Origin of the sequence: Klebsiella variicola, assembly GCF_000828055.2 — a bacterium.
Classification (GTDB): domain Bacteria; phylum Pseudomonadota; class Gammaproteobacteria; order Enterobacterales; family Enterobacteriaceae; genus Klebsiella; species Klebsiella variicola.
The window spans coordinates 5,079,425-5,097,280 of the sequence record NZ_CP010523.2 but is presented as its reverse complement, the minus strand read 5'-3'; the positions used below and the strand labels follow the sequence as shown (position 1 = coordinate 5,097,280).

The window sequence follows — 17,856 nt, the reverse complement described above, 5'->3', positions numbered from 1 at the left end:
CATGCCGCCGGGACAACGACCCCGGCGGTGCCTGTCACGCTCTATCAAACGCTGAAGGAGGCGCTGGCGACAGCGACCTGGACCCTATGAGTATTTCAATGACAACAAAGCTCAGCTACGGATTTGGTGCCTTTGGTAAAGATTTCGCTATCGGTATCGTCTACATGTATCTGATGTATTACTACACCGATATTGTTGGCCTGTCGGTTGGGGTGGTTGGCACCTTGTTCCTGGTGGCAAGGATCCTCGATGCGATAGCCGATCCGATCATGGGATGGATCGTCAACTGTACGCGATCGCGATGGGGGAAGTTTAAACCGTGGATCCTGATCGGCACGATAACCAACTCGGTGGTGCTGTATATGCTGTTCAGCGCCCATCACTTCAGCGGCGGGGCCCTACTGGCGTGGGTGTGGCTGACCTATCTGCTGTGGGGCTTCACCTATACCATCATGGATGTGCCGTTCTGGTCGCTGGTGCCGACCATTACCCTCGATAAACGTGAACGCGAACAGCTGGTACCTTATCCGCGTTTTTTCGCCAGTCTGGCGGGATTCGTTACGGCCGGCGTCACGCTGCCGTTCGTCAGCGCCGTGGGCGGCGCCGACCGCGGTTTTGGTTTCCAGATGTTTACCCTGGTGCTGATCGCCTTCTTCGTCGTTTCCACCCTGGTCACCCTGCGTAACGTCCATGAGGTTTACTCCTCCGACAGTGGTTTGAGCGAAGATTCCAGCCATCTCTCACTGCGCCAGATGGTGGCGCTTATCTATAAAAACGATCAGCTGGCCTGCCTGTTAGGCATGGCGCTGGCCTATAACAAGGCGGCGAATATTATCGCCGGCTTTGCCATTTACTACTTTACCTACGTGATTGGCAGCGCGGAGATGTTCCCGTATTACATGTCCTACGCGGGGGCGGCGAATTTGCTGACGCTGATCCTGTTCCCACGACTGGTGAAAGGGCTGTCGCGGCGCATTCTGTGGGCAGGAGCATCGATCATGCCGGTGCTGGGCTGCGGCGTGCTGTTGCTGATGGCGCTGAGCGGCGTTTACAACATCGCGCTGATTTCGCTGGCCGGGGTGCTGTTGAATATCGGCACCGCGCTGTTCTGGGTGCTGCAGGTTATTATGGTGGCCGATACCGTCGACTATGGCGAATATACGATGAATATCCGCTGCGAAAGCATCGCCTACTCGGTACAGACGCTGGTGGTGAAAGCGGGCTCGGCGTTTGCGGCCTGGTTTATTGCCATCGTGCTCGGTATCATCGGCTACGTGCCGAATGTTGTGCAGTCATCTCACACGCTGCTGGGGATGCAGGCGATTATGATTGCGCTGCCGACGCTCTTTTTCGCCCTGACGCTGTTTCTCTATTTCCGTTATTACAAACTGAATGGCGATATGTTGCGCCGTATTCAGATTCACCTGCTGGATAAATATCGCCGGGTACCGGAAAATGTCGTCGAGCCGGAACGGCCGATTGTGGTACCCAACCAGGTGTAAAAAGCGTGCGAAAACCGCTGAGGAAAGAGGGGAGGGATGCTCTCTTTTTGTACAAGAACAGTGTCTGAAACAGACAGAAAGAGAGAAACTGTATTTCTCTATTTTGTCTCATTTATTTCTCTTTCAGGGCGCATTGAACTGTTCGTTTCTCCATTTGTTCTCAAATAAAACTCGGAATTGTCTCTTTTTCGTGCTCTTGCGCGGCTTTTTAACTCTTGCTACTCTTTTTGGGTCTTACATTTTTCTCTTATTTGTCTCAGTGATGGAGCAATGCGATGCGCATTTTTATCGATGATGGTTCAACCAATATCAAAATGCTGTGGGAGCAAGATGGCGAAACTTTCACCCATATCAGCCCCAACAGTTTCAAACGCGGCTGGTCTGCCACCTTCGGTTCCGGGAAGCCTTTTAACTACACCGTGGATGATGAAAAGTACTCATTCGACCTGATCACTCCCGATGCGCTCCCCACCAATAACATTGACTGGCAATATAGCCCGTTGAACTCCATCGCTGTCCATCACGCGCTGCTGACCAGCGGTCTTGAGCCGCAGGATGTCGAGATTGTGGTCACCCTGCCGCTGACCGAATTTTACGACGAAGATGCGCAATATCGCCTCGACAATATTGAGCGCAAGAAAAAGAGCCTGCTGCGCGACGTTAAACTGAACAAAGGCGTGGTGTTCAATATCACGAAAGTTACCGTGCGTCCGGAATCCATTCCTGCGGGGATCAGCCTGTGCGATGAACTGAAACCGTCGCATTCGGTGCTGATTATCGACCTCGGCGGCACCACGCTGGATATTTCAATGGTCGCCGGGCAGATGACCTCGGTTTCGCGCATTTACGGCGATCCGAAGCTGGGCGTGTCGCTGGTGACCGATGCCGTTAAGCTGGCGCTGGCCCGGGCGAATACCGACACTTCCAGCTATAACGTTGACCAGATAATCATCAACCGCCACGACGAAGAATACCTGACCGACAACATCAACGATCCGGATGCGGTTTCTGAGGTGAAGAAGGTGATCAATAACAGCATCGAACGTCTGACCACCCGCGTCCTGACGGCGATTGATAGCTTTAAAGGCTATTCGCACGCCATCGTGATTGGTGGCGGCGCGCCGCTGGTGGCCGATGCGATTCGTGAACGTATGGGGCTGCGCGAGGACCGTTTCGTGGTGGCTGAAGAGCCGCAGTTTGCCCTGGTGCGTGGTCTGAAAATTATTGGTTAAGGAGCGTCTATGACTCTGGATCGCAGAAAAGTGCTGATTTACCTGCGCCCGGATATCAGCGCCAGCGAGCGCTTCGCGGACGCAAAAATTGAGGCCCACCACCGTGGCGACCGCGGCGATATGTCGCGTACGGCGCTGCTGGCGGGGCTGGCGTTAGGGGAAGTCGATAGCCGCCTGCCGTCGATGCTGGCGGCGCTGCTGGCGGAAGATACTAAACCGGAAACGCTGCGTAAGATGCTGGCTTCGTTCCTTGAGATCCAGCCGGCCTCTTCCGCCCCGGCATCCGCGCCAGCGGCGGCTCCAGCTAAGGCGCCGGAGCCACCCGCGCCGGTCAGCGAGAGCGTCTCCGCGCGTAATCTCGCCGGTTCGTTACCGGATTAAGCGCTATTCCCGGTTTGCGCTATTCGGGAAACTCCCCGGCTTGCGCTGCGCTTAGCCGGGCTACTGTTTGCACTGCCCGGTAGCCCGGGTAAGGCGGAACGCCGCGACCCGGGAAATTCCGCTTAGTTTGTAGGCCGGATAAGGCGTAGCCGCCACCCGGCATACAGGCGGCTCCCTGGCTGTGGCCATGCCCGGCGGCGCTAGTCCGGTAGCCCGGGTAAGGCGGAACGCCGCGACCCGGGAAATTCCCCGGCTTGCGCTGTGCTTAGCCGGGCTACTGTTTGCACCGTCCGGTAGCCCGGGTAAGGCGGAACGCCGCGACCCGGGGAACTCCCCGGCTTTCGGCTGCGCTTAGCCGGGCTACTGTTTGCACTGTCCGGTAGCCCGGGTAAGGCGGAACGCCGCGACCCGGGAAATTCCCCGGCTTGCGCTGTGCTTAGTTTGTAGGCCGGATAAGGCGTAGCCGCCATCCGGCACGAAGGCGGAACGCTGCCACCCGGGATGTCGCCCTATCCGTGGGCGAGGAAGCGGGCCAGGCGCTGCTGCAGCAGGCGATTTTCGCGAGTCAGCCGCGCGTTTTCATCCAGCAGGGTCAGCGCCACCGCGATCCCCGGCCAGTCCAGCTCCAGCTCGTTACGCAGGCGCACCGCGCGATGGACAATCGTCACCGCGCTGTCGTCGAATAGCCAGGTTTCCGCCTGCGGCTGGTGCGGTTCAATCATCCCCAAGCCGACGATCTCCGTCAGCTCCTCTTCCGATACCCCGGTACGCAGGCACAATTCGGTAATGGTAAACGTCACTGTTACTGTAGCCATCAGGCTTTCCCCCATGTCTTACGCGGATCGAAGCTGGCTTCGGCGGCGGCCAATTGTTGCCAGAGCTCACGCGCTTTTTCATCTGGTTTTGGCGGCATGACAATTTTGATGACGGCGAACAAATCGCCAGTGTGGGTTTTGCTCACCAGCCCTTTGCCCTTGATACGCAGTCGCTGCCCTGCCTGACTGCCCGGCGGCACCGTCAGCAGAATGCTCTCTTTCAGGGTGGGCACCGTGACTTTCGCGCCCAGCGCGGCCTCCCATGGCGCCAGCGGCAGGACGATCTCCAGGTTATGGCCGACAATATCGAATAGCGGATGCGGAGCGATGTGGATAACCAGCCACAGATCGCCGTTCGGGCCGCCGTTTTCGCCCGGCGTTCCCTGGCCTTTCAGACGGATACGCTGACCATCGACTACCCCGGCGGGGATCTTCACATTCAGCGTTTTCGGCGTTTCACTTTCGATCATGCCAAACACGTTGTACACCGGCAGGTTATAGCTGATGGTGCGGGTCTGCTCGGCCAGCGTCTCTTCAAGGAACACCGCCACTTCGATCTCCAGATCGTGGCCGCGTGCGGCATGCTGACGGCGACGCTGATGCGCCTGCTGGCCAAACATGGAGGAGAAGATGTCGTCGAAATCTTGCTGGCTGTAGCTCTGCTCGTGTGTCTGCTGCTGGCGACCGAAGCCGGGATCGTTGCGATGCTGCCAGAGCTGATCGTATTCGGCGCGCCGCTGCTCATCTTTCAGGACTTCCCAGGCTTCGGCGAGATCCTTGAATTTGGCTTCGGCATCGCTTTCTTTACTGACGTCGGGGTGATATTTGCGCGCCAGGCGGCGGTAGGCGGTCTTGATAGTTTTCAGATCGTCGGTTGGTTGCACCCCGAGAATGGCATAATAATCCTTCAATTCCATGATTTTATCTCATCTATGCTCAGTGCGGTGGTTACATATTCCCTGGAACAGGCGTCAGTATAAAGCGTAGGGCAAATGCGCCCTGAAGGGGAAGAAAAGTGGCGGAAACTTGACGCCGTCGGGGTCGGCGGCGTCGTGGGCGAGGCTACTCTTTCGCCTGCGGCCGTGGGCGGCGGCGCCATCCTTCAAACAGCACCAGCAGCGCGCCGACGGCGCCAGCCACGCGCGCGGTGCCGTCCCCGGCGGCGGGAAACAGTTGCTGAATGGTGGGATCGCTGACCAGCATTGAGCCGGCAATCCAGCCGATGAGCATTCCGCCCAACAGCACCACGGCGGGAAAGCGGGTGAGCAGGACCAGGACCAGTTTACTGCCCGCGACGATAATCGGAATGCTGATCGCCACGCCGAGGGCGACCAGCGCAATGTGCCCTTTCCCCGCCGCAGCGACCGCCAACACATTATCCAGCGACATGATCACATCGGCGACGGTGATGGTGATCGCGGTGCGCCACAGGCTCGCGGAGCTGCCGACCACGCTCTCTTCTTCCTCATTACTCACCAGCTTCATACCAATCCACAGCAGGAGCAACGCGCCGACTATTTTCAGCCACGGCAGCGACAGGAGATACAGGGCGAGCGCCAGCAGCAGCACGCGCGCCAGGATCGCCCCCACGGTACCGATGATGATCGCTTTGGTGCGCTTTTGTGGCGGCAGTTTGCGGCAAGCCATGGCTATCACCACGGCGTTATCGCCGCCCAGCAGTAAATCGATGGCGACAATCTGCAGCATAATCACCGCCATGTCCCATTGTTGGAGTAACGCATTCATTTCGAGAGAAACCACCTGAAAAAAGAGCAAGAAAAACCGCTGCGCAGGGTACTCCGCCTGGGGCGCATTGACCACTGACGCAGACCCACGCCGTCGCGCGGGAAAAGCGTGCCTGAAAAATAAAGTTACGAATCAACGCGCCGTTGGGCAAGGCTTCGGCGAAAAAGGGTGATATTTTGTCACCCAGACTCACCTGCCGTTCACTTATCGCAAGGATCCCCACTATGTCTGGCCACAAGAAATACCTCTCTGTCGCCCTGCTGAGCGCTGTCTTACTGCCGGCGATGGCCTCTGCCGCTGACGCGCCGGCGACTTTCACCCCGGAACAGGAGGCGAAAATCGGCAAAATCGCCGCCGACTACCTGGTCGCCCACCCGGAAGTCCTCCTGCAGGCGAGCCAGAAATTGCAGCAAATACAGGCTGAACAGCAGGCCAGCGCGGCCACTCAGGCAGTGCTGAAAAACGCGGCTGTATTGACCCAGGATAAAAATACCCCGACCTACGGCCCGGCCAACGGCAAAGTCACGGTGATCGAATTCTTCGACTACCAGTGCGTGTACTGCAGCCGTCTGGCGCCGGTGATGGAGCAGGTGATTAAAGCGCACCCGCAGACCCGTTTCGCCTTTAAAGAGTGGCCGATTTTCGGCGGCCGCTGGGAAAGCTCGCTGGAGGCGGCAAAAACCGGCCTGCAGATCTATCAGCAGAAAGGGGCGGATGCCTATCTGGCCTACCATAACGGGATTTACGCTACCGGCCATAACGAAGGTAAGCTGACGACGGCGGATATCCAGCAGCAGGCGAAGAAAGCCGGCTTTGATGCGAAGAAGGCCACCGACGTCGAACCGGTGCTGCAGAGCATTAACGATCTGGCGCAGGAGATTGGTCTGAGCGGCACGCCGGGCGTGATCGTGATGCCGACCACCGGCGCCACGGAAGCCAGCATCACCGTCTTCCCGGGGCTGGCGGATCAGGCCTCGCTGGAAGCCGCCATCAAAAAAGCCGGCGGCTGATCCACGGCGTCGTAACCCATACAGGCCGCCGACGGCGGCCTTGCTCTCATGCGCGATCGCTCTCTTCCTGCGGCGGCGGTAACGCGTGGCTTTTTAAATCAATAATCTGCCCGATTTGATCGTGGTAAACGGTGAGCAAATTATAGCGGCTCATCTCCGAGATAATCTGCGGCGCAACGTTAAAGCTGCTCGCCAGCTCATCATGTCGCAGGGTGAGCACCGCGGTATGATGCCGGGTGCGAGCGCGGCGCCGGTTGTAATGATACCAGAGGATCAACAGCCAGCCGTTCAGTGCGGCAATCAGCAGATACACCAGCGCCGTATTCAGTGAAGCCATCAGCGACTCCCAGCGCGGAGAGGGCGGCGCGATGAACTGCATCAGCAAATTGGCGTACAGAAAGAACAGAAAACCGAGCCAGGCCAGCAGCGTTAAACCGGCGTCGACCAGCCGGGGCAGCACACGGTGTTCGGTTAAGATGAGCGTATTTTCATTCATCACAGGCTTCCTTTTCCCCGGTCCGGACTCACCCAGCGCGCGCGGGAACGTTGACGTTTCACCATCACTTTCGGAAAAGCGACCAGCGTGGTCAGCAGGCCGATCATCCAGTAGACCATCGGGAACCAGATCACCCAGAACAGTGATTTGGCGACCTTTTTCTCGTAGCGTCGCTCGATATACAGACTGGCGACGAACTGCAGCAGGCACATCACGCCAAGCAGCATGCCGGTGAACTCCGGCGGAAACAGGCTGTGCACCGCCAGATTGTCAGGCAGCGGCATCAGGCGGCTGAGGATAAACAGCAGAATGGTAACCGCGTAGGCAAAGGCCCACAGCGTGGAGCAGGCATACTCCAGAAACAGCGGCCACATCCGATGATGCTCCCAGTGAAACAGGCGACGGAGGTTGACCAGAAAAACCTCCGCGCCGCCCTGCGCCCAGCGCAGACGCTGCTTCCATAACCCTTTGAGGGTCTCCGGCATCAGGATCCAGCACAGCGCCCGCGGCTCGAAAAAGATGTCCCAGTGGCGGAGCTGAAGCTTCCAGCTGATATCAATATCTTCGGTGATCATATCCGGGCTCCAGTAGCCGACGTCCGCCAGCGCCTGGCGCCGGAAGGCGGCAATCACACCGGAGACGGTAAAGACCCGGCCATAGATCCGCTGCGTCCGCTTGATAAGCCCAATGATCGACGAGAACTCACCCACCTGAATGCGGCCGATCAGCGTGGATCGGGTGCGGATCCGCGGATTGCCGGTGACCGCCCCGACGTGCGGATAGTGGATCAACGGCGCGACCAGCCAGGCCGCGGTATCCCGGTCCAGCAGGGCGTCGCCATCGATGCAGACCAGCAGATCGCCGCGGGCGGCGGCGGCGCCTGCTTTGAGCGCTACCGCTTTTCCCTGATTGGCGGCAAGGTGGATCACCCGCAGCCTCGGCTCCTCCTGCGCCAGCTGCTGGAGCACCTGGGCGGTGTTGTCCGAAGAGCCGTCGTTAATGGCGATCACTTCGAGATTGGCGTAACGCTGGGCCAGCGCCGCGCTGATGGTTTCCCGAGCGTTTTTCTCCTCGTTAAAACAAGGGATCAGGATCGAAATCAGCGGATTGCCCGGCAGCGTCGGCGGCGGGGTATCCTCCCCCCACGGCCAGTGGCGTTCCAGCTGAAACCAGAAATAAAGGCCCCCGGTGATCCACAGCACTGACATAAACAGCGGCCAGAAGAAGACAAAGTCGAGGATAAGCTCGCCGGTAAATACCGCTGCGACGCCTAACGGCAGCCCGAATACGAGGCATAAAATGCACAATGCGATAATGCGATCAGTCATGGTCAGGGTACCACCAGGAAGAAAATTGCGGCCTGATACGGGAGATATCAGGCTGGTTGTTAATAAAATCGTCAGGGTAGTAGCCGTAGTTTTTGACGCCGTTCAGCCGCAGCAAACGCATCCAGTCCGCCAGCTGCTGGTCGGGAATGGCGTTTTGCTGGCGTCGGTTCCAGTCTCGGGCCTGCAGTTCAAAGATGGTTTTCTTCAGCGCGCCCGGGTGGCTGGCGACGGCCTGGACCAGCCGCGTCAGCCAGGCCTGGCTGGCGTCAATCGGTACGGACTCCATCAGCGGCATCGCCATGGGTACCGTCCAGTCATAGGCGGCAAGGAAGTCATCCAGATTCTGCGCGAACCAGGCTTCGCTCTGCGGCTCCAGGATCGGCAGGGCGAAGAGATTACGCGCCGTTTTCACCTGCGGGCCGCGGATGGCCTGCACCGCCTGGCGTAGATCCAGAGTGAAGCGGGTCAGGGTTTGGCTTTTGAAACGCATCCATGCCTGGCGCTCTTGCGGACGTTGGGGCACCGGGCCGGCATCGTGCCCCAGACCCGTCTGCCGCCAGGCGGCGACCGCCTCCGGGCTCACGTCTTCAAAATCGGTCAGCACGGCGTCATCGTGAAACAGAATCCCGCTGAAGCTGGCGTGCCGGGCCAGATCTTCGTAGATGTCGGTGATCTGCTGGCGAACCCGGGGATCCCAGGGCGACAGGCGAACGTACGGCTGGCGGGCAAGTAACGCCTTCCCGGTTTGCGGATCCCAGCGCTGAACGCGCGGCAGATCGGACGAGAGATCGAAGGCCAGCACCGGCATCCAGGCATAGACCTTCACCCCGCCGCGGGTCTGCAACTGCCAGGAGACGAAGTTAAACAGGTCGGCGCGCATCGGCAGCCAGCGGTTGGGGAAATAGAGCGACTTGACCGTGCCGTCGCCTTGCGGGTCGGAAAAGGCCTGCAGAAAGACATGGCTGATTTTCATGTCATAGACGCGCTGCACCAGCTTATCGATATTTTTCGCCTGCTGGACGGGATTGGGGTCATAGACATAGTCCAGATCCACATGCATCACCCGAACAGGATCGGCTTCCTGAATCTGGGTTACGGCGTTGGCAAAGGCCTTGATCGACGGGTTACCGGCGATCAGCATGCGCGGAATATTGTCCAGATCTTTCACATTGCCCAGGCCGTCGTTCAGCGTAAACGCCAGCTGATACCCCTGCTGTTTGGCGATAGCCAGGGTGCTGCCGCTGGCGGCGCCATAGGGCCACACCCAGGCGCGCGGCGCTTTCCCGGCGACCTCGTGGATTTTCGCCGTCACTTTCTGCACGTCATCGGCCATGCGCCGGGTAAACTGCGCGTCGCTTTCATAGCGGCCGGTGGTTTTATCCCAGCCGCGGTTGGCGGCGGCGGGCTCGCGGCTGCCCTGCGGATTGGCCGGCAGACCGTAGTGCGAGGCCCAGGTGTGCGCGCCGATCTCCACCAGCGGCGAGCGGCTGAGCTCGCGCACCATCTCCCAGGTAGCGAAGCGCTCGCGCGGCGTCATCAGGCCGCCAAAATTAACGGGCTGGCCAGCGGGAGTGTCCACCCAGCTGCCCACCGGCGCCCACAGCGCCGGAACATTCCAGGCTTTAAGTAGCGGCCAGACGCGGGTGTAAAAGCTGCTATAGCCATCGTCGAAGCTGAGAAGAAAAGCCTTGGCCGGCAGCGGCTTAACGCCATGGTGTGCATCGAGAATGTCCTGGACGCTCACCGCATGGTAGCCGTGATGCAGCAGCCAGGCGATCTGTTCGTTGAGCGCACTGGTGCGCACTGAAAGATAACGCTGGTCGGCGGCATCGTCTTCGACGTCATGGTAGGCCAGCACCAGAAAGCGATCCGCCGGCCAGGGTTGATTGGCCTCCGGTTGGGGGCGCTGCTGCGGGGCGAGGAAGGGGACTTCCTCAGCACGCACGCTGAAGATAAGGCACAGCCAGACGAGAAGCATCAGGCCGTTGCGCAGGGTCGTGTTCAGCATGGTCATCCTTAAAACCGTATATTTGCATCAAGAGTGATGGCGAGGTTGTTTTCGCGTTTACCGTCGTAGGGGCGTTTGTCCCAGTTCAGCATCACCCCGGTGTCGACGACGTTGTTCCAGCGCAGGCGCTGCCCATAACCCAGCACCGTGATCGCCCCGGCGGCGTGATTTTTTTGCCAGTAGCTGCCGCCGCCGGCGAGCAGCTGCTGGCTCCAGACGGTGTCATAGCGCTGGTAAAGCGTGTGATCGACGGCCAGCGCCGCGGTGGCGGCGAGGTCCCGTGCCGGACTGTAGTAGGCGGTGTCGGTGCGGCTATTGGCGCTGGCCGACAGACCGGGCTGCAGATCCAGCGTTAACCACGGCGTCTGCCAGAGGCGCTCTTTACCGGAGAGGGTGTACTCCTGGCGGCGGTTGCGATCGGTAAACCGGCTGGCGGCCACGCTGACGCGGTATTCCCGGCGTTCGTTTTGATACCAGCGCAGCCAGCCTTCGCCGCGGTTGGCGCTGACGCCGTTGCGTAACGCGCGCAGCGGAGTCTGCTGCGAAATCCGCTCCAGTTCGCCGCCCAGCTGCCAGCGATCGCTGACGTCGTGGGCGGCGGAAAGGCGGACGCCGGGCTTGTTCTCGCCGTGAAAATTGACGCTGGAGAGTTCAAGCTCGCCCCAGTAGTCGCGCGGGCGCCATTCAACGCCGGCGAACAGCTGGCGACGGCTGCCTTTCCCCTCTTCAAAATTGCCTTCAGCGAAGCGGTGCCCGCCGAACAACCGCCAGCTGTCGGCTAGCGGCGGGCTGTAGATCGCCGTCTCAAAACTGAGGTCGTGGGTGCCGCTCACCGGGTTGTCGGAGTGCAGCCCTTTGCCAACGCTCAGGCGAAGGTCGGAAAGATGATGGACCTCGCGCGCTCTGGCCAGGCGCTGGGTATTCAGATCCCGTGGCGAGCGGGCGACGACGTCGTCAGTCAGCAGATCCATTTGCCGCCACTCCTGCAGATCGAGGGCGACCCAGGCCTGCTGGCGCTCCAGCTGCAGGCTGGCGGGTTCCAGAGATTCCGCTGCTTTTAGCTGGCTTTCGGCGGCTCGCGGTAGCCCTCTGTCCTGCAGAAGGGCGGCATAATCTATCTGCAGGCCCTGATTGCCGGGGGCCGTTGCCGCCAGGCGCTGCATCCGGGCTTCGGCCTGCGGCAGGGCGTTGGTGGCCGCTAAATAGTGCACGTTAAGCGACTGTGCGGTGAGCCAGTCGTCATTCGGCTGCGGCGTCGGCGAACCGTAGAGACGACGGATGTAGGGTGCATTCCGGGTGAGGCGGGCGACATACTGTTGCGCCGCCGGGTACTGACCGGTGTCCAGCAGGGCGTAGAAAAGCTCGTGTTCCTCATTCTGTTGGCTTGTCAGCCACGAGGGATGCTGGTGAATAAGCGTCAGCGCAGGCTCAATTTGCTTAAGGGCGATATAAGAGGAGATGACCCAGCCGATGGCCCAGTCGGGAACGGTCTGCTGCTGCGCGATGAGATTTTGGTATTCACGGATGACCTGCGCGTAATCTGCATTGGCGTACAGCGCACCCAGACGATCAATGCGCGCCCGGATGATGTCGGACGCAGCCTGTGGGTCGGGGTGCCAGGCGGCAATCATCGCGTCATACTGCGTGAGCGCCGTGCGGGCCAGCGCGTAACGCGCGTTTTCTTCGCGGGAAGGGGTATCGGCAAGGCGCACCAGTTCGGCGGCGGCGTTCAACTGCAGATTGCGCTTTTCCGCAGGCGTCAGTTCGACGCTATTCGCCAGGCCGAGAGCAGGGGAATCGATCCGGTTGCGGGTCAGGGTCGCCATCAGGCTGGCCAGCGCGGCTTTGTTTTGCGGTTCGCGATCGAGGATCTGCGTGTCCACCAACAGCTGGTCCCAGCTTTTGCCAAGCCGCAGGTAGACATAAGAGAGCGTCTGCAGGTGGGCAACGCTCGCCTGCTCCGCTACCAGGCGACGCGCTTCGCTGAGCGCCTCGCCGTCCTTGCGGGCATCGGCCAGCGTTTTGATATAGCCGATACGATAATCGTCACTGTCAGGGGCCTGGCTGAGAGCCTGCTGCCAGAGGGTGAGCGAGGCTTGCCACTGTTTCTGGTTACGCAGGGCCTGTGCCGCCGCGGCGGTACCGCGTGCGGGAAGCGGCATATAAACCTGATAGCGTCGCCAGACTTTCACCACTTCATCGTCCTGGCCGGCCCAGAGAGCTACCTGCAGCCAGTCCGCCACCTGAGAAGGGGTTAAGGCATGCCGCAGCTGGTACTGCTGAAGATAAGAGAGAAAGGGGGCGTACTGGCCTTGACGCGCTTGCAGGATCTGCTGGTCATAGAGCGAATCTGCTCCCTGAACCAGCGCCGGGAAGAGCAAAAGCAAGCCGATTGACAGCGAGAGTTTCGTGTTGCGATTAAACAATAACGTATTTGAATAAGGTGATCTTTCCATTTCTATTTGCCATATGTTCATCAAGAATCCATTGCACAACACGACCGTCCTTTGACGGTGAGTTAAAGGATGAGGATGGTCCCATTTAGCTGACTGGCACTGCGGGTGAATGACTTATTGCAAAGTAATAAACATATCTCCTGCTGATAATTGAATGGATAATTTATACCCGATACGGCAGCGGATAAATATGGATAAATGATGAGCTGCGTTTTAAGATAATTCTGTAAAACCGACTTAATTCGAGCGGCGTTGTTGAAGTTGATTTCTTTAACTTACTGAAATAAATAAAAAAGAAAGAGGGTTGGAATTTTGTTTCAAAATTGATGTGCTGCTTATATTGTGAAGGGGTTGGTGTTTTTCACTGGATATTTAAGATGATTTCTGACAAAAATTCTCAATGCCAAAAAAAGCATCTTTTCTGTGGATTTTTTTTATTTATAATTAATCCGTTTATTTTCCATCAGAACGCAAGGAGGGTTTTCACAGCCAGAGTCAGATGCCGCGCTAATGAAAAATCACAGGTCTCGTTATTTTTACCGCCATGCGAAGCGTCCAAAGGGGGAAGGAAAACGTCTGGTTGACGAGAATTTGTTGATTAAATGTTAAAGGGACGATTTGTGGCAACTTCAATGATATTGGTTACTCAGGATTACTATCTTTTTCAAGGGGTTAAGAATTTCTTTCCTGATATCATTCAGTTAGATTCTAGCGGAAAAACGATTTTAGATAATGAGGTTGATGAGGTCTCTCTGCTGGTTGATAGCCGTTCGCCGCTTTGTCATTACGATTACCTGGTGATGGAGGCGGCACAATCCAGAAAGCGAATATGTTGTATCGTCCTCGATATGCGCCATCGGGAAGAGCATTTACTGAGTCTGAAATCGTTTTTAAACATGTCATTATCACCCGCCGATATGGCGACATTATTTGGGCTTTTTCTGGAGATGAAGAGCAAGCGGCTGACCAAAGAGTGGTTTGACGATCTGCGCTTAAGTTTGTCTGAACAGTTAATGCTACGTTTGCTTGGGGCGGGTATGACCATGGAGGAGGTGGCGGTGAATCTGAATACCTCGGTAAAAAGCCTTTACCGGAAGCGCACTGCGCTTTATGAGCGACTGGGGTTAGATAATTTTAATGAAGCCTGCTTATTTATCTTCAGAAATAAACTGCTGGAGCACTCCGTTAGGTCGCCATGAGGCTTGGTTGTACAGGGAGTGGATGACATCGCAAGGTATTTGATAACGGAAATATAATAAATTAAATAGCTATTGATAGGTACAACCGTCGATACCATCCGGTATCCATGGCGGCATTCGACATATAATTCCGGAGCTCTTTGGAAGTAATTACCGCGAATGCGGTTTGCTATGCACAGCGATTATTATAATGAATATATTCCTTGCGCTGCACAGGAATAGTTTTGTCATAAATTAACTCTACCATGGTATTCCGGCTCAGGTGTCGGAATACCATGGGATATCGTGAAAGCATCAGAGGAGCGAGGTGGATGAGAATAAGGGACAGTATTGCTGAACGGTTAGAGGCGAGTGGGCTCTACCGTCGGGCGGCATCCAGATGGATTGAGGTGATGCAGCGCTGCCTGAACGATGATGACAGAGAGTGGATCCGTCACCATCGTAATCAGTGTCTGAAAAAGGCGCAACGTCCGCCAGCGCCGAAAGAGGAGTTTGCCGACCTCCACCAGGCGGCCAAAGAGACGCAATATCGCATGGGTATCGCGAAGCCCTATGGCGAAGCGTTCAGGCTGCCCGGCAAAGGGAAAACGGCCGCCGAGTAATCCCTTTCTTCATGGCGTTTGCCTGACGGCTTCGTCTTATCCGGCCTGCGTTTGCGCAGGCGTTTCCTCATCCCCCAGGCCCGTGCAAGCGCAGCGCCGCCGGGTGATATACATCAGAGGCCGTACCCGCGGTTGTGCCGGATGGCGGCATAAATGCCTTATCCGGCCAACGAGTCCTTTCGCAGGCTCAAACAGCGTAGGCCCGCGCAAGCGCAGCGCCACCGGGCGATACACATCAGACGCCGTACCCGCGGTTGTGCCGGATGGCGGCATAAATGCCTTATCCGGCCTACGGGTCCCCCCGCAGGCTCAAACAGCGTAGGCCCGCGCAAGCGCAGCGCCGCCGGGTAGGGGATCATAGAGTGGAGTTCGATGGAGAGTCCGGATGCAGAAAAGCAAAAACCCGCCTTTTGGGCGGGTTCTTTAAATAGTGGTGCCCGGACTCGGACTAACGCCGCAGGCGTTGAACAGCGCGCTTGTCGCGCTGGCCCCGAAGGGGTGAGCCGCTGTGCGGCGAATAATCGAACGGAGTTCGATGAAGAGTCCGGATGCAGAAAAGCAAAAACCCGCCTTTTGGGCGGGTTCTTTAAATAGTGGTGCCCGGACTCGGACTAACGCCGCAGGCGTTGAACAGCGCGCTTGTCGCGCTGGCCCCGAAGGGGTGAGCCGCTGTGCGGCGAATAATCGAACGCAGTTCGATGAAGAGTCCGGATGTAGAAAAGCAAAAACCCGCCTTTTGGGCGGGTTCTTTAAATAGTGGTGCCCGGACTCGGAATCGAACCAAGGACACGGGGATTTTCAATCCCCTGCTCTACCGACTGAGCTATCCGGGCAACGGGGCGCATTAAACCGTAATCCGCCCACCCCGTCAACCAAATTTCTTAAATTACTTATCGATTGCTTATCTTTACGGCAATTCTGCGTTCAAAGGCGCGTTTTGACTTAACTTCACTGCATGCCGTTATCACCCTCCCGGGTTTTCCAGCCGCTGGTAATGGCGATTACGTGGCGCAACCCGGAGATAATATAATCGCCAATGACCTCTTCATCCTCGCGCGGGGAGCTCAGCGTAATTTCCGCATCCACGCCGTGGCGATAGGCGCCATGGTGGCTAAAAATAGTGCCGATATAGCACTTCCCGTTCAGCCAGACCGGAATATAGGCCACTGTCTCATAGATATAGTTGATGGCGACGCCGCTGTAGTAGTTATCCGCCTCGTCGGCGGAGGTGCCCGGTGGGATGGGGCAGATCGGCGCATCGTTGTCGCTGACGGGTTTGTCTTTCAGCAGGCTGCCCTGCATGACCTCCAGCGAACGCAGCAGATCCGCTTTATCGCTGTCGCTGAGGGGTGGGGTTAACGGCTGGTCTTTCTCCGGGGAGCGGATGCTGTTCAGCGTATAGCGATAGCGAACCGTCACCGCGGGCGTCTGGCTCGCAGTGCTGAACGGGCGCAGCAGGTAGAGATTATCTTCGCCAAACTGGCCGTTGTACCACAGGGCATACACCTGACCGTTGATTTTGACCCAGTGGTTCCATTGGTTAGCCCCGCGGCCATTGATAGAAAAGAGGGCGCCGGGCACCCCGGCATCGAAATCATCGCCGTTATCACTGTCGCTGCCGTCGACAGCGGCAAAGTCATTATCGCCGCGCCGGAGCACCCCGGTGTAGCTGAAGAGCCCGGTGCCGCCCACGTAGCTGTCGATGATCAGGTCGCGTTTGCCGTCGCCGTCGAGGTCGATAAGGGTAAAGCTGACTTTGCCGTTTTCTGAATCCGCGCTAATCGAGGAGCGCAGAAACGCCTGCCACTCGTCATCGCTGATATCCGGGGAAGGTTTGCTGGTCGAAACCAGGGTGTCATCGGCGTAGGTGAGCGTGAAGTCGGTAATATGGCCGGTTAACGGAAACTGCTCGGCGACCTTATTCAGCGACAATTCTGGATCGCTTTTTTGCGCTTTCAGCACTGCGTTATACAGCGTGCGCAGGGCGAGGTTATCCGCCTCTTTCTGCTGCCTGGGGATCACCTGGCTGACAAAGGTCGGCAGCATCCAGGTGCCGCCGGGGGTGATTTCCCGACACATACCGGTGCTGTACTTCAGGCTGGGGGTAAAGGTTTTACCGTCCCAGACGCGGGTTTCGCCGGTTAGGCAGTCGGCAATGCCCCGTTCTTTGTGCAAAAAGACGATAGTGCCGTTGGCGTAGCTCGAGGCCTCGGTGGTCAGCAACCGTGGCCTGTTCAGCTGGGCGTTATCGACCAGCCACAGCGCATAGCCGTCGTTATAGGGCGCTCGCCAGCAGAGCGCCTGCACCAGAGAATGGGTTTTATCCAGCGCGGTCAGCGTGATCTGGCGCTCTGCCGCCGGGATGGCCGGGTTCTGCCAGTCGTCACAGCGCTGGTTCAGCAGCGGCGTCAGGGAGGGCAGCAGCTTCTGGCGCTGAAGTATGCTCAGCGCCACCGGCTGCGCGTTATGGATCACCGGGGCGGCGATAATCTCCGGGGCGGCAGTGGCTGGCAAAATGGCATCGTCGCCGGCATCGCCTTTATCCAGCAGCGCGTCGGCGGTGCCAGTGCGTCGCTGAAACGCATCCATTTTACCCAGCACCTCGCGGCTGCCGGCGCTGGAAAGCGGCAGGTGCTGGCCGTTAAGGGTGAATTCGATTTTGCGCTGATTCGTCAACGCCTGTAGCAGGGCGGCAGTCTGATCGCTGTCCAGACGGAAGTGGCTGTCGTCCTGGGCGTCCAGCGCGCCAAGATCCCGGTCGTCGATCAGCAGGCTGGCGGTGGAGTCGGCGGGGATATCGTGCTCGATTTGCGCAAAGGTGGCCGTGGCGGCGAGGCGCTGTTCGCTGCCGGCGTTGCGGGTCAACAGCACGCTGACCTCGCCCATGCGGACGCCGTAACCCGCCGCCCGGCAGGTGCCAGTGTTATCGCAGGCGAGCTCCCAGTCTTTTTGCGTAAAGGAAAAACCTTGCAGGGGAGCCGCCAGCAGAGGTGTGGAGCACAGCCCCAGCCAGGCAGCCCAGAAGAACGCGCGCATATCAATCCCTGTCAGCAATCAGTGAGGGGGAAATTATAGGCGCGA

14 protein-coding genes, 1 tRNA gene and 3 pseudogenes are annotated in these 17,856 nt (G+C 58.2%); 8 read left to right on the top strand and 10 right to left on the bottom strand.

All coding sequences use genetic code 11. The annotated features are described in order from the left end of the window. Positions 1–86: 86 nt before the first annotated feature. From melB to SP68_RS23790, 4 genes and pseudogenes are all read left to right on the top strand, one after another. A complete protein-coding gene (gene melB, locus SP68_RS23800; protein ID WP_040971117.1) occupies positions 87–1,502 on the top strand; it encodes a melibiose:sodium transporter MelB in 1,416 nt (471 codons plus the stop codon). A gap of 5 nt (positions 1,503–1,507) precedes the next feature. Beyond that, positions 1,508–1,639, top strand: a pseudogene (locus SP68_RS29155) (hypothetical protein). Positions 1,640–1,777: 138 nt separating this feature from the next. Then, positions 1,778–2,734, top strand: coding sequence for a plasmid segregation protein ParM domain-containing protein (gene parM / locus SP68_RS23795; protein ID WP_004146678.1), 957 nt, complete (start codon positions 1,778–1,780; stop codon positions 2,732–2,734). 9 nt (positions 2,735–2,743) lie between these two features. Next, a complete protein-coding gene (locus tag SP68_RS23790; RefSeq protein WP_016160127.1) occupies positions 2,744–3,115 on the top strand; it encodes a plasmid partitioning/stability family protein in 372 nt (123 codons plus the stop codon). Positions 3,116–3,624: 509 nt separating this feature from the next. On the opposite strand, the gene cbpM is transcribed toward SP68_RS23790, so the two are convergent. Together cbpM and cbpA are read right to left on the bottom strand one after the other, a co-directional pair. Further along, complete coding sequence (cbpM, locus tag SP68_RS23785) at positions 3,625–3,930, bottom strand: chaperone modulator CbpM (protein ID WP_012543142.1); 306 nt, start codon at positions 3,928–3,930, stop codon at positions 3,625–3,627. After that, positions 3,930–4,847, bottom strand: coding sequence for a curved DNA-binding protein (gene cbpA / locus SP68_RS23780; RefSeq protein ID WP_008807234.1), 918 nt, complete (start codon positions 4,845–4,847; stop codon positions 3,930–3,932). The genes cbpM and cbpA overlap by 1 nt, the downstream gene beginning before the upstream one ends. Before the next feature lie 75 nt (positions 4,848–4,922). On the opposite strand from cbpA, the pseudogene SP68_RS28680 reads away from it, so the two are divergent. Beyond that, positions 4,923–5,030 (top strand): annotated as a pseudogene (locus tag SP68_RS28680) (hypothetical protein); the annotation flags it as partial. On the opposite strand, the gene SP68_RS23775 reads toward SP68_RS28680, so the two are convergent. Continuing rightward, a complete protein-coding gene (locus SP68_RS23775) occupies positions 4,993–5,676 on the bottom strand; it encodes a TerC family protein (protein ID WP_040976024.1) in 684 nt (227 codons plus the stop codon). The pseudogene SP68_RS28680 and the gene SP68_RS23775 overlap by 38 nt on opposite strands. Before the next feature lie 224 nt (positions 5,677–5,900). Here SP68_RS23775 and SP68_RS23770 point away from each other — a divergent pair, with 224 nt between their 5' ends. Then, positions 5,901–6,686 (top strand): DsbA family protein, encoded by a 786-nt coding sequence (locus tag SP68_RS23770; protein WP_008807232.1) that lies wholly within the window; start codon positions 5,901–5,903, stop codon positions 6,684–6,686. A 46-nt stretch (positions 6,687–6,732) separates the two neighbouring features. Here the strand turns inward: SP68_RS23770 and pgaD are convergent, their stop codons facing one another. The 4 genes from pgaD to pgaA are packed head-to-tail and all read right to left on the bottom strand — an operon-like array spanning position 6,733 to position 12,974. Next, positions 6,733–7,182, bottom strand: a complete 450-nt coding sequence (gene pgaD, locus SP68_RS23765) for a poly-beta-1,6-N-acetyl-D-glucosamine biosynthesis protein PgaD (RefSeq protein ID WP_012543140.1) — start codon at positions 7,180–7,182, stop codon at positions 6,733–6,735. Beyond that, entirely contained in the window at positions 7,182–8,510 is a 1,329-nt protein-coding gene (gene pgaC, locus SP68_RS23760; protein WP_008807230.1) for a poly-beta-1,6-N-acetyl-D-glucosamine synthase, read from the bottom strand. The genes pgaD and pgaC overlap by 1 nt, the downstream gene beginning before the upstream one ends. Next, entirely contained in the window at positions 8,503–10,518 is a 2,016-nt protein-coding gene (gene pgaB, locus SP68_RS23755) for a poly-beta-1,6-N-acetyl-D-glucosamine N-deacetylase PgaB (protein ID WP_012969134.1), read from the bottom strand. The genes pgaC and pgaB overlap by 8 nt, the downstream gene beginning before the upstream one ends. Positions 10,519–10,526: 8 nt before the next feature. After that, positions 10,527–12,974 carry a poly-beta-1,6 N-acetyl-D-glucosamine export porin PgaA gene (gene pgaA / locus SP68_RS23750; RefSeq protein ID WP_162500016.1) on the bottom strand — a complete coding sequence of 816 codons (2,448 nt, stop codon included), beginning with the start codon at positions 12,972–12,974 and terminating at the stop codon, positions 10,527–10,529. Positions 12,975–13,606: 632 nt separating this feature from the next. Between pgaA and SP68_RS23745 the strand changes: the two genes are divergently transcribed. After that, complete coding sequence (locus SP68_RS23745) at positions 13,607–14,173, top strand: helix-turn-helix transcriptional regulator (protein WP_012969132.1); 567 nt, start codon at positions 13,607–13,609, stop codon at positions 14,171–14,173. Here SP68_RS23745 and SP68_RS28675 read toward each other — a convergent pair. Next, positions 14,171–14,290: pseudogene (locus SP68_RS28675) on the bottom strand (hypothetical protein); the annotation flags it as partial. The gene SP68_RS23745 and the pseudogene SP68_RS28675 overlap by 3 nt on opposite strands. Before the next feature lie 128 nt (positions 14,291–14,418). Between SP68_RS28675 and SP68_RS23740 the strand changes: the two are divergent. Then, positions 14,419–14,775 (top strand): PerC family transcriptional regulator, encoded by a 357-nt coding sequence (locus tag SP68_RS23740; RefSeq protein ID WP_306047856.1) that lies wholly within the window; start codon positions 14,419–14,421, stop codon positions 14,773–14,775. A 757-nt stretch (positions 14,776–15,532) separates the two neighbouring features. On the opposite strand, the gene SP68_RS23735 is transcribed toward SP68_RS23740, so the two are convergent. Together SP68_RS23735 and SP68_RS23730 are read right to left on the bottom strand one after the other, a co-directional pair. Beyond that, positions 15,533–15,608, bottom strand: a tRNA-Phe gene (locus tag SP68_RS23735). Positions 15,609–15,723: 115 nt separating this feature from the next. Further along, positions 15,724–17,811, bottom strand: a complete 2,088-nt coding sequence (locus SP68_RS23730) for a DUF1176 domain-containing protein (protein ID WP_040971120.1) — start codon at positions 17,809–17,811, stop codon at positions 15,724–15,726. Positions 17,812–17,856: the final 45 nt, after the last annotated feature.